An 11,281-nucleotide genomic window follows, 5' to 3' on the forward strand; every position below is an offset into this window, starting at 1 on the left:
TTTGGAATCCCTTCCTTTTGGGTTGGCGTAATCAATGCGTAAATTTTGATTTATCACAGAACCAAACAAGCCCCGAAGCAGCGCTTCGGGGCTTTGGTCATTACTTTACATGATAATACATCTTCAGTCTTTTCGCTTCATTGGAGTCAAAACCTAATTTCCTATAAAACGGTATCTTGTCAGGCATGGCACAAAGCTCCACAAATACATCAGTACCGCTTACGCCGTTTTCATCCACATATTCCAGCAGTTCGTTTATCAGCAGCCTGCCTATCCCCCTGCCCTGATATTCAGGTCTGACAATTACGTCCTTGATATAGTAATCAAGTCCCTTATCGCCTATAACACGTGCCATAGCCACTATCCTGTCTCTGTCAAAGACAGACACCCTGAACAGGGTATTTTTCATTGCAAGCCTTGTCTGCTCCAGAGACGGACCTTGCCCCCATACTGTTTCCCATAATTCTATGAATTCCTCTGCGCTCAGATCATTGTACCTTATTATAAGTCCGTTCATTGCCGTATCTCCTTCCGATTTTTCAAATATTATAGCACAGCCGCCTGTATATGTCAATAAACAGCAATTCTTTTCCGACACTTGCATTATCCGACAAAATGTGATAAAATAGGTGTGCAGGCGACATATTTAGTCAAAATATAAAAATAAAGTGATCTTTGTAACACTTTTCTTCCCTGCTCCGATTGTTTTTTACAGAAACCCAATAAACACAGGAGGATATAAAAATGAAAAGAAGTATACTCATAACACTGGCGATAGCAGCTGCGCTCTCATGCACAGCCTGCGGAAGCACCGACTCGGGAACAACATCCCGCAGAAAATTCGCATCAGCCGAAACCACGACTGCTGCTCCCACCGAAGCTGCAGCTTCGGCATATGAGGAAAGTACAACGGAAGCCGCTTCCGAGGAAGTAACCACCACAGCCGAAACGACATCATCCGAAGAAGAAACAACAACAGCAGCCGCTGTTGAAACGACCACAGCCGAAGCTGCTCCCGCAGGCGGTGAAGCTCCTGCCGAGGACGTAATAAAGACAGAGGCTCCGTCACCCGAGGACGCAGACTACGCTCCCGCACCTGCAAAGCATGACATCGCAGGAATAACATACATACAGGGCGCTCTCATAGCCAATAAGACATACAGTCTCCCTGCGGACTTTGCCCCGGGTCTTGACCCTACCTGTGAGAACCAGTTCTATAAAATGACAAACGACGCTTCAAAGCAGGGCCTTTACATCTATTTTGCTTCCGGCTTCCGTTCATACGAATATCAGAGCCAGATATACAATAACTATGTAGCCCGCGACGGACAGGCTGTTGCAGATACATATTCCGCTCGTCCCGGACATTCTGAGCATCAGTCGGGACTTGCAATTGATGTAAACAGTATTGATGACTCATTTGCGCTGACTCCCGAGGCTAAATGGCTCGCAGACCACTGTCACGAGTACGGATTTATCCTCCGCTACCCTCAGGGCAAGGAGGATATCACGGGTTATCAGTATGAATCATGGCACGTTCGCTATGTCGGCACAGACCTTTCATATGCTATCCGCAACAGCGGTCTTACTATGGAAGAATACTTCGGCATTGATTCAAAATACAAGGATTAAGACAAAGGGCGGATCTATCCGCCCTTTTTGTTTGCCCTCCACTAATCAACAAAAATATTGTAAAAATATAAATAATATTAGTGAAAATCCCCGTTCTTTATTGACAAATCCTCTGCATGGTGCTATACTGAAAGCACGGATAGTTATATCCGCGACATGACATGAGAGGAGTTTTTTTAATGGGTGATAAGACAAAAATCAAACGTATTGCAGCCTGTATCATGAGCACTGCGCTGGTATTCGGATTTGCAGGCAGTATAAAACCGCCGGCAGCTCCGGTTATCGCAGCTGAAACCGAAAATGAGAACGAATATATAAAGGTTTCCTACAATGCAGAGACCAATATGTACGAATATGAATTCATTGACGCTTACATATATGATATAGATGCTGATCCAAGGTTTGTACGGATAACGCTTATCCCATCAATGGGCAGGAATACTTATTTTTACGAATACGCTAAGGAAATTGAATTGAGAGACAGCCGTTCCACAGGCATATATCCAGATGACTACACCTCAAGCTATGAGCTGGTAAAGGACCTTGCAAGGGAACAGAGAGTAAATATCAAATTTGCTTCGGTTCAGGAAAACGATGAACTCGCTAAGACAGGCTATTGGAACGGTCGCGGAAGCGGTGGTATTATTCTTGTTGACGAGATCGTTTCTGTAAAAGACCCCAATGAGCATTACTACGGCGATATCAACGACGACGGAGTTGTAGACGCTTTCGACGTGCTTACCTATAAAAAGTATATCGCGGGAACTCTCTCCGCAAAGCTCACCGAAGACCAGTTCCTCAACGGAGATATAAACTTTGACACAAACATTGACGATGAGGACCTCAGACAGGTCGTTGATTACACACTGGGCAGAGCAAAGACATTCAACGGAGCTTCAGCCATCGGAAGCGTCCGCCTTGATAATACCGTAAATGTGCAGTCTTCCGAGGGAACTGCCACAGACGAGAAATTCGCAGGGGCAGAAATGAACTTCGGCGTCGATCTTCTCAAAAAATGCTATGAGAACAAAAAAGAGGGAGTGAAAAATCTTCTTATCTCTCCCCTCTCCGTTTCGGCAGCTCTTTCAATGACTGCAAACGGCGCTGACGGAGAAACTCTCGGCGAAATGGAAAAGGTGCTGGGAAACGGCCTTTCACTTGACGAAATGAACGAGTATATGGCTTACTATATAAGTCAGCTCCCCGACGAGGAGAAGGAAAAGATATACCTTGCAGATTCCATATGGTTCAAGGACGATCCCACATTAAAGGTATATGACGAATTTCTCGAAACAAACAAGAAGTACTACAATGCCGAGATATACAAGAGCGCCTTTGAACCCGACACCATTGTAAAAGATGTCAACAGCTGGGTAAACAGGAATACTCAGGGCATGATACCTACTCTTATCACTAAGGAAAACATAAAGTCAAACACCATGATGATGCTCATAAATACGCTTTACTTTGAAGCTGAGTGGTGGAGCCCGTATCTCAGTACAACAGACGGCACCTTCACAGACCTTGACGGCAATAAGCTCCCCATCAAGAAAATGGACAGCATGGAGAGACAGTACTTCGACCTTGGAAATGCCGACGCCTTCAAGAAGCCGTATAAAAACGGCGATTACAGCTTCGTAGGTATCCTCCCCCATGAGGACGTTGACTTCAATGAGTATATCAGTAATCTCGACGGAGCCGCTCTTGCGGAGGGACTTAAAGAATGTGAGGATCCCGATACTGTAGACCTTTATGTAATGATCCCGAAATTCAAGTACAACTACAGCGAATCCCTCAAGGATATCCTCTCCGATCTCGGAATGAAGACCGCTTTTGATGAGAATAAGGCAGATTTCTCAAAGATCAACGACCTTTCTGTAGAGGACGCTCTTCCGCTGTATATTGACGACGTTCTCCACAAGACAAAGATAGAAGTAACCGAAAAGGGCACAAAGGCAGCAGCTGCAACAGCCGTTGTCATGGGCGCTGGCGCAGCAGCTCCCATAGAGAAAAAGAAAGTATATATCTACCTTGACAGACCTTTCGTTTACATGATAGTTGACAAGAACAATGTTCCGTTATTCATCGGAGCAGCTACTCAGCTGGAGACAAAATAACGCTTTTAAGCAGCCGATGCGCTTGTATCGGCTGCTTTTTCTTGCTTTTACGGGAATCAGACAGTATAATAAAGAATGTACATTTACAGGGGATATTAATTAAAACAAAAAAATATGTCTTTTCCCGTTGCACTTCTTTCAGAATAACGGAATAGATATAGTGAAAGCCGATACAATGCATTATAAAAGCTTTGCAGTCAGAAGGTGAGATCATGACACATGAGGAATACAGAAAAGCTTCACTCAGCTCAAAAGAGGAAACCCAGCGTATCCTGTTCAACGAATATTTCAACTACGTTTATACAATTGTTTTCAGCAGGCTCCGCAGCTGTGCCAGCCGCGAGGATATCGAGGAATGCGTCAGCGACTCCTTTGCAGACATCTATATATACTACAATGAGACCAAGGAGCTGTGCGGCGATATCTCGGGCTTCATAGGCACGGTGGCAAGAAGAAAGGCTGCTGACCTTTACAGCAGGCTTACCCGTAAGAATATAAATACGGTCTCTGTTGACGATGAGGAAGCCGCTCAGCTTGAAGCTCCAGACAATACCGAGGAGATCGTCACAAACAATGATATACGCTCAAAGCTACTGCACTGCGTGGAGCTCCTCGGCGAACCCGATTCCGTCATAATCATGCAGAAATACTTTTTTATGCGGAGCTCAAAGGAAATATCGGAGATAGTGTCCATGACCCCCGAAGCCGTCCGTATGCGGTGCAGCCGCGCACTGGTCAGGCTGAGGGAAAAGCTCACCGAAATGAACATCTCACTGTAAGGAGGTAAAGGTATGAAAGATAAGGACTTATGTCTTGATATACTTGAAAATGCAGATGATGCTGAAATAAGAAGAATTGCAGACAGCTGCCCTGCTTCCGAAAGTGACAGGGAAAGGATGTTTGCAATGAGCAGAAAGATTTACAACGAAAGAACCAAAGAAAGTAAAGAAGCTCCCGTTATTGAAGTTTCAGGCGTGGAGATATACAAAAGGCCCTTATGGCATAAGATAGTTTCGGCGGCGGCTGTTATCGCACTGATAGCAGGCAGTGCGACAGGCAGCTGGGCTATGCTGCATAAAGGCAGATTTCTCGTTGCCCGCGTAGATAATGAAAGTACTCTTCCGCCTGTCACAGCCGCAGAGAGCAATTATCCCTTCGGCAAGATAGACAGGGTGCGTATGCTCTGCCCTGCAATAGCGCCTGCGGCTATAGAGCTTGAAAGCGAAGATGTAAAGGAGCTCGTTTCCATTCTTGATGAGCTGCCGTGGAGAGAACTGAAGGATAAGGAGCCTGCTGATGGTGAAATTTCGATCCTGCACATATATAATAATAATGATCCGTACCTGCTCATGGTAAGTATGATGGACGGTTCCATAACGTATCTTAAAGAAGCCGATGGCATAACAGAGACTAAGCATTACAGCATTAATGATAAGATAACACAGTTCCTGAACTCTGTCGAATTGGAACCTGATAAGTTCTTATACGCCGCTGACGGGACATCAGCAAAAGATAACAGCAGTGAGATATGGAATTATGAGAAGCAGCTTGATAAAACATCATCGGAAACTGTTGAAATACCGCCTGTTGATGATATACAGGCAGATCTTGCAAAGGCGCAGCTCAATGAAAGAGGTCTCAAAGTAATTATAGAAAAAACAGAAGATATAACTGTCAGACCAAACTATATTATAAAGTCAGTACCCTCAGAGGGAAAGACGGTTCCAAAGGGCTCGACGGTAACTCTTTACGTAAGTACAGGCAGCGCTTCGGATGAAATGACTATGGAGGACTATCGTGGAACGAACGTAAGCGATGCAATAGTAAAAGCAGGCGACGAGATAACGCTCTATTTCAGCGACGGTCAAGGTACATAAGCATATCCATGAATTTTAATTCAGCACACATTAAGAGTCCGCTTCGGCGGGCTCTTTTGTTATATTACGACAATCAGCGGATAAAATTTCAGCTTTGCAATTGTGCAGGTATACAGTCTTACTTAAATTTCATAATATTGTATTGACAAACAATATTATACGGCGTATAATATTATCAGAGCTTAGATATTACAAGCTATAAAATATTATAATCTACAGGAAAGGAGCTGCGCTATGGGTTTTTCTATCAATGCGGGGCTTCTCGATGCAATGGTGCTTTCCATCGTTCAGAACAATGACACCTACGGCTACGAGATAACCCAATACCTGCGTAAGGCTGTGGACATTTCCGAATCTACTCTCTATCCCGTCCTCAGACGCTTGCAGAAAAACGAGCTTCTTGAAACATATGACAAGGAGTTCATGGGCAGGAACAGACGATACTACCGTATCACTCCTCAGGGTAACGATTCACTTGAGGAATACCGAGAAGAATGGCGAAGCCATAAGAAAAAGATCGACAGTATTTTATTGAATGAGGGAGCTGAAAGTAATGAACAAACTTGAATTTCTTACAAGACTGAGGAACAGCCTTGAAAAAGGCGGTCTTCCCAAAGAGGATATCAATGACGCCCTGACTTACTATGAGGAGGTGTTCCTCGACGCAGGCTTCGGCAAGGAAGAGGAAACTGCGGCTTCTATGGGCGCACCCGAGGATGTTGCAGTAAATATCCTCCGTGAAAGCGGTATCCGCGCAGATACTGCTCCCGTTATGCCTCCGCAGGACTCAAACGCACAGAACTTCAGCAATAATACCGCTGCTCAGCCTGCAAAAAAGACCTCGGGCGGACAGTGGGCGCTCAGGATAGTGCTTGCGGTCCTGACTTTCCCGATATGGCTCCCGATACTCATAGTTATATGTGCGCTGCTGTTCACTCTCATAGTGGTCGTATGTTCACTGATATTTGCAGCTGTCATTACAGCTATATCACTCATTGCAGGCGGTATCGCCGCAATATTTGAGACCCCTTCCATTGCACTCATGCTTATCGGCGTCGGACTTATCATTACAGGTATCATTATGCTGATCTGCAAGCCTGCATTCAATACGTTCATCCCTGCCTGCGGAAGAGCCATAAAACGCTTTTTCAACCGGGTAGCCGGATTTTTCAAAAAAGGAGAGAAAGAAAATGTATGAGAATAATAATGTAACACAGGGAGCTCAGACAGCTCCTCAGAAAAAAAGCGGCGGGAGCCATGCATGGCTCATATGCATACTTGTGGGTCTTATCCTGTTCATAATAGGCTTTGCCCTTTTCAGAATTTTCGGCGTAAAGAGCAGCCTCAGGCTCAAAGACTACAATGAGAGCTTCAGCGCATCGGACGTAAGAAAGCTTGATATGGATATAGAGTGGGCAGATCTCACTGTGGGACTGAGCGAGGACGACGATATCCATGTTGACGCAAAAAACGTTCCCGAAGACTTCGGTGCAGAGGTAAAAAACGGTACTTTCCGCACATACTATACAAATAAGAAGCTAAAAGTACATAATCTCATTGATTTCTGGAACAACGGCAAGGACGATACAACAGTAAATATACTTCTCCCCAAAAATGAGTACAGCAGCTTTATACTTGAGCTCGGCGCAGGCGAAACGGCTGTTTCGGACATAACCTGCGATAAGCTCAGCGTAAACTGCGGCGCGGGAGAAGTAACATTCAAAAATATCAGGTGCAGCGAAAGCGAGATCGACTGCGGCGCAGGACAGGTAAATATAACCGATATAAACTGCGAGGGCAAGCTCGATATCGACGGCGGTGCAGGTGAGATAATCATAAGCGGAATTCTCGGCGGTATAGATGTGGATCAGGGAGTCGGCAATTTTGAGTTCACAGGAACGATCAACGGCAATATCGACGCTGACGGCGGAGTCGGTGAAATGACATTCAGGCTTACAAATCCCCCCGATGACTTCTATTCAAACGGCGGAAAGTACAAGCTTGATGTGGACACAGGCGTCGGTGCGGCAAATGTGTACTACGGTCAGGAATAAATGCTATGCCCGAAAATGCTGAGTTCAAAAAAGGTGACCGCGTAAAGCACCGCCTTTTCGGCAGGGGCACTGTGACCGATACCCTCCCCCTCGGCGGAGATACCGTGGTGACCATAGAGTTCGATAACGGTACGGTCAGAAAGCTCTGCGCCGTTGTTTCGGGACTTGAACACGACAGCTCCGATCCCATAAAAAATAATACATGATATAGATATTTTAAGCCATAGTACTTTTGATGTTTGATCGGAAGTGCTATGGCGTTTTTATAATGCGTAATTCGTAATGCGGAATTGAATGTGTCGGCTTACGCCGACGGATCAAAATAATTCCTAATTCCGCATTGTAAATCAAAATTTTGCGATGCAAAATTATGATTTATCAGGCTGGAAATGTTCACGAATATGTCATAGTAATAATGAAAAAATGAAAAATTAGCGAAAATCGCAAAAAGTGTGATGACAAATCAGTAATAATATGTTATAATACATACGACTTAATAAAACTTCATTGGAGGTCATATCATGAAAAAGCTTACAGCTTTACTTTGTATAACCGCGCTGCTTTGCGGATGCACAAGCAAAAACACCAATACCTCAAACACAGACACGACTGCTTCTGCCGATGCAACATCTGCTTCGGACACAATTGATGATACTACAGGAACTACAGGTCCTACCGAGCCTGCTCCCACAGACCCCGTTCTTGATTCGGACCCGTCGGAAATGATAGTATTGGGCGAAACCAAGGACATGACAACCGTTGCCAACCTTGACTGGTCAAAAGTATACCGCGAAGCTCTCGAGGACTTCAAAAAATCGGATAAATATGATGATACAGCCCGCTTTACGATATACGACGTCAACGACGATCTTGTTCCCGAGCTTATAATCTCATACGGCCCTGCTGGCAACAAGACCTACCTCATAAAAACCATCAGCAGCGGTCTCTACACACAGTTTGATCCTATCACTGAATGTGATATGCTCAACTATGTCATGGACAGAAGCCTCATAACTACCACAAGATACCGCGACGATATACAGGTAATGAATATCCAGCTCTACCGCCTTAAGGGCAAGGCTCTGGCAAATGTGGGCTCGTTCCAGCGTTCAAACCTTGCTGTAAAGGAAGACGGTGTATTTGTCAGCGAGGAGACCTTCACCCAGGAATACAATCACTTTATCTCGGGCTTTATCAAGGATATAGGCGAGGATCACAGCTTTGACGACGATGTTATAAAGGCTGCTCTCGGTGAATACGACGACTGGAAGGATGCTTTTGCGGCTGTCCTCAATGACTATCTCAAAACAAGAAAAGAAAATGACGACAATCATTTCTCTCTTATGGATATAAACGGTGATGACGTACCAGAGCTCTTCATTTCGGGCGCTTATCACTACGCTCCCTACGTTCAGGTATTCTCATGGAACGGCTGTCCTGTACCTGTTGGAAGCTTCGGCAACTCAGAGGGCACTATCGGCTTTGACGAAAAGAATAAGGAGATATATTCAAAGGTGGACAGTCCGAGCTATACCGCAGGAAGCATCTATACCTTCAATGATAACTACAAGCTGTCACAGGTATTCAGCTACGGCGATACCGAAAACAGCAAGCAGCAGGACGAAAATGCCGAGATATCCTACTCGGTCAACGGCGAGAGGACCGATAAGACATCCTATCAGAAGGCTGTCAAGGAACGCCTTAACGACTCGCTCTATATACTCGGTATGGACAATGACCTCACCGAAGAAACTATAAAGGACTTCAAAAACGGCAAGTATACCGAGCCTAAAAAGAAAAAGTGATATCATTAAAAAGGACTTCCCTTTCGGGAAGTCCTTTTCATTATCATGAACCGTCATACAGCATAAGGAAATATCCGTAATTATCCTTTTCGGGGAAATTCCTTATCTGCTCATAGGTCAGGGTCAGCGTCAGGTAATAATAATCCTCTCCAGACTGCATCGACTCGGATACAACCTTAACATTGTACCCTAAGCTGCTGAGGCGTTCTGCTTCTGCCTGTAATACCTCACGGTCAAATATCTTATGATTATCACTGAATATATCGCCTTTTAAAAGATAATCCGCACTTCCAGCATAATCCTCCATTGCATAGTAAAGCCCCACAGAAAGTCCGCATTCGCCGTTGGGCGGCGCAGCATAGCTCGCTGATGCAGTTATAGGATAGGAGGTGATAATCGAAGGAGTTTCGGGCGGCGCTTCGTTTGTCCTTTTAAGATAGACCTGTCCGCCGTTGCCGAACTTTACAAGCACTATATCCGCACTTTCCTTTACAGTGTAAAACTCAGCGCTCGTGCCGCGGTTTTTGTAAAAGCCATCAAAATCACTGCCGCAGCCGATGTATCTGTCTGCTGTGTAGGTTACATCAGGAGATGTCTGCAAATAGTACTCACCGTTTATCACCGCATCTCCATCTCTGTCCCCTGCCGAGGAATTGCTGAGGGAAATGCTCTGCTCGGATGAAGCAGTCTGTGTTTCCGCAGTTTTCGGTTCGTCTCCGTCCCTTGCCGACGTTCCTGTTGTATCTGAGCCCTGCTTATCGGCTGCCGCTGTAGTCTCTTTATTATCGGCTCTCACTGTCGTTTCTGTTGTCTGACCGTTACTTTTTCCGTTTTTGCCTGCTGTAGCGGAAGTATTTGAAATATCTGCCGCTGAATTGCTGTTATCTGCCGAAACTATAGCTGAGACCGATGTATCCGCCACAGTGCCGACGATCTGTCCGCGTTTATCGAGGTCAGCTCCCCCCTTCCACAGAAATATGCCCGCAACTGCTGCCGCACAGGCAGGTGCAGCAAAAGCTGCTGTCTTTTTCAGTTTTATCTGCTTCCTTTTCCTTTCATTTTCGTACTCATCTATGCGATGAAGTACATCCCTTGCCATATCTTTATAGTTTTTCATAGTCAAAGCCCTCCATTTCAAGCTGTGATCTGAGTGACTTCCGCGCACGATATAAAAGGGATTCTACACTGCGGACGCTTTTCTTCATTATCATGGCAGCTTCCTTATTGCTGAGCTCCTCAAAATATACGAGCCACAAAACCTGCTGATGATCGGGACTGAGCTTTCGCATAGCCTTATGCACCATTATCCGCTGTTCCTTTTTTATATATGCTGTTTCCAGCTCGTCCTCATCACTGACGAGCTCGGCACTGTCATCAATGGAAATTTCCATATGTCTTGAACGCTTTCTTAAATGATCTATCGCTACATTCCTTCCAATGGTATAAAGCCAGGTCTTGAACGAGCTCTTCCCCTTGTCCTTCGGCTTTTTCGTGCCGATAAGCACAAAGGTGTCCTCTGCAAGCTCCTCAGCAGTTCGTACATTGCCGACTATGCTCGTCAGATACAGTATCAGACCGTCCTTGTAGTCCCTTATTATCTCGACTAATCCGCTTTGGTCACCATTGTCACGGAAACGGCGGTAGCTACTTGCACCGTTGTCCATTGACAAGCTCCTTTCCGAAAGCTCTTTCTGTGCTTTCACTTATTACACGAAGAAAACGGGTAAAACTACGCGCATTTGTAAGCGTCAAATAAACTGCGTCCCATAAGATATAAAAATATCCTCGCCGATGGC

Annotated in this window: 12 protein-coding genes; 9 read left to right on the forward strand and 3 right to left on the reverse strand. The window is 45.2% G+C overall.

What is annotated here, in order from left to right; translation table 11 throughout:
• Positions 1-100 precede the first annotated feature (100 nt).
• Positions 101-517, reverse strand: coding sequence for a GNAT family N-acetyltransferase (locus Q0R37_RS12865; RefSeq protein ID WP_294754904.1), 417 nt, complete (start codon positions 515-517; stop codon positions 101-103).
• A gap of 227 nt (positions 518-744) precedes the next feature.
• On the opposite strand from Q0R37_RS12865, the gene Q0R37_RS12870 reads away from it, so the two are divergent.
• From Q0R37_RS12870 to Q0R37_RS12910, 9 genes are all read left to right on the forward strand, one after another.
• Positions 745-1,632 carry a M15 family metallopeptidase gene (locus Q0R37_RS12870; RefSeq protein WP_294754905.1) on the forward strand — a complete coding sequence of 296 codons (888 nt, stop codon included), beginning with the start codon at positions 745-747 and terminating at the stop codon, positions 1,630-1,632.
• A 179-nt stretch (positions 1,633-1,811) separates the two neighbouring features.
• Positions 1,812-3,749: a serpin family protein gene (locus tag Q0R37_RS12875; protein WP_294754906.1), complete on the forward strand. Its 1,938-nt coding sequence runs from the start codon at positions 1,812-1,814 to the stop codon at positions 3,747-3,749.
• Positions 3,750-3,961: 212 nt separating this feature from the next.
• Positions 3,962-4,528, forward strand: a complete 567-nt coding sequence (locus Q0R37_RS12880; protein ID WP_294754908.1) for a sigma-70 family RNA polymerase sigma factor — start codon at positions 3,962-3,964, stop codon at positions 4,526-4,528.
• A 12-nt stretch (positions 4,529-4,540) separates the two neighbouring features.
• Positions 4,541-5,626 carry a PASTA domain-containing protein gene (locus tag Q0R37_RS12885; RefSeq protein ID WP_294754910.1) on the forward strand — a complete coding sequence of 362 codons (1,086 nt, stop codon included), beginning with the start codon at positions 4,541-4,543 and terminating at the stop codon, positions 5,624-5,626.
• Positions 5,627-5,860: 234 nt separating this feature from the next.
• Positions 5,861-6,193 carry a PadR family transcriptional regulator gene (locus tag Q0R37_RS12890; protein ID WP_294754912.1) on the forward strand — a complete coding sequence of 111 codons (333 nt, stop codon included), beginning with the start codon at positions 5,861-5,863 and terminating at the stop codon, positions 6,191-6,193.
• Positions 6,180-6,824: a DUF1700 domain-containing protein gene (locus tag Q0R37_RS12895; RefSeq protein ID WP_294754914.1), complete on the forward strand. Its 645-nt coding sequence runs from the start codon at positions 6,180-6,182 to the stop codon at positions 6,822-6,824. Before Q0R37_RS12890 ends, Q0R37_RS12895 begins: the two co-directional genes overlap by 14 nt.
• Positions 6,817-7,680 (forward strand): DUF4097 family beta strand repeat-containing protein, encoded by an 864-nt coding sequence (locus Q0R37_RS12900; RefSeq protein ID WP_294754915.1) that lies wholly within the window; start codon positions 6,817-6,819, stop codon positions 7,678-7,680. The genes Q0R37_RS12895 and Q0R37_RS12900 overlap by 8 nt, the downstream gene beginning before the upstream one ends.
• 5 nt (positions 7,681-7,685) lie before the next feature.
• The gene (locus tag Q0R37_RS12905) at positions 7,686-7,886 is read left to right on the forward strand and encodes a hypothetical protein (RefSeq protein WP_294754916.1); all 201 of its coding nucleotides are present in this window, start codon (positions 7,686-7,688) and stop codon (positions 7,884-7,886) included.
• Between the two features lie 315 nt (positions 7,887-8,201).
• Complete coding sequence (locus Q0R37_RS12910; RefSeq protein ID WP_294754917.1) at positions 8,202-9,485, forward strand: hypothetical protein; 1,284 nt, start codon at positions 8,202-8,204, stop codon at positions 9,483-9,485.
• Positions 9,486-9,528: 43 nt separating this feature from the next.
• Here Q0R37_RS12910 and Q0R37_RS12915 read toward each other — a convergent pair whose 3' ends face one another.
• The gene (locus Q0R37_RS12915) at positions 9,529-10,602 is read right to left on the reverse strand and encodes a hypothetical protein (protein WP_294754918.1); all 1,074 of its coding nucleotides are present in this window, start codon (positions 10,600-10,602) and stop codon (positions 9,529-9,531) included.
• A complete protein-coding gene (locus Q0R37_RS12920; protein ID WP_294754920.1) occupies positions 10,589-11,149 on the reverse strand; it encodes an RNA polymerase sigma factor in 561 nt (186 codons plus the stop codon). Before Q0R37_RS12920 ends, Q0R37_RS12915 begins: the two co-directional genes overlap by 14 nt.
• Positions 11,150-11,281: the final 132 nt, after the last annotated feature.

The sequence above is a fragment of the uncultured Ruminococcus sp. genome (assembly GCF_946415235.1).
In the GTDB taxonomy this organism is placed as follows: domain Bacteria; phylum Bacillota; class Clostridia; order Oscillospirales; family Ruminococcaceae; genus Ruminococcus.

What these genes read in the sequence shown, in the direction of transcription:
- Q0R37_RS12920 (WP_294754920.1), bottom strand. Translation starts at nt 11,149, where the DNA reads ATGGACAACGGTGCAAGTAGCTACCGCCGTTTCCGTGACAATGGTGAC.
- Q0R37_RS12870 (WP_294754905.1), top strand. Translation starts at nt 745, where the DNA reads ATGAAAAGAAGTATACTCATAACACTGGCGATAGCAGCTGCGCTCTCA.
- Q0R37_RS12875 (WP_294754906.1), top strand. Translation starts at nt 1,812, where the DNA reads ATGGGTGATAAGACAAAAATCAAACGTATTGCAGCCTGTATCATGAGC.
- Q0R37_RS12885 (WP_294754910.1), top strand. Translation starts at nt 4,541, where the DNA reads ATGAAAGATAAGGACTTATGTCTTGATATACTTGAAAATGCAGATGAT.
- Q0R37_RS12905 (WP_294754916.1), top strand. Translation starts at nt 7,686, where the DNA reads ATGCCCGAAAATGCTGAGTTCAAAAAAGGTGACCGCGTAAAGCACCGC.
- Q0R37_RS12890 (WP_294754912.1), top strand. Translation starts at nt 5,861, where the DNA reads ATGGGTTTTTCTATCAATGCGGGGCTTCTCGATGCAATGGTGCTTTCC.
- Q0R37_RS12865 (WP_294754904.1), bottom strand. Translation starts at nt 517, where the DNA reads ATGAACGGACTTATAATAAGGTACAATGATCTGAGCGCAGAGGAATTC.
- Q0R37_RS12900 (WP_294754915.1), top strand. Translation starts at nt 6,817, where the DNA reads ATGTATGAGAATAATAATGTAACACAGGGAGCTCAGACAGCTCCTCAG.
- Q0R37_RS12880 (WP_294754908.1), top strand. Translation starts at nt 3,962, where the DNA reads ATGACACATGAGGAATACAGAAAAGCTTCACTCAGCTCAAAAGAGGAA.
- Q0R37_RS12915 (WP_294754918.1), bottom strand. Translation starts at nt 10,602, where the DNA reads ATGAAAAACTATAAAGATATGGCAAGGGATGTACTTCATCGCATAGAT.
- Q0R37_RS12910 (WP_294754917.1), top strand. Translation starts at nt 8,202, where the DNA reads ATGAAAAAGCTTACAGCTTTACTTTGTATAACCGCGCTGCTTTGCGGA.
- Q0R37_RS12895 (WP_294754914.1), top strand. Translation starts at nt 6,180, where the DNA reads ATGAACAAACTTGAATTTCTTACAAGACTGAGGAACAGCCTTGAAAAA.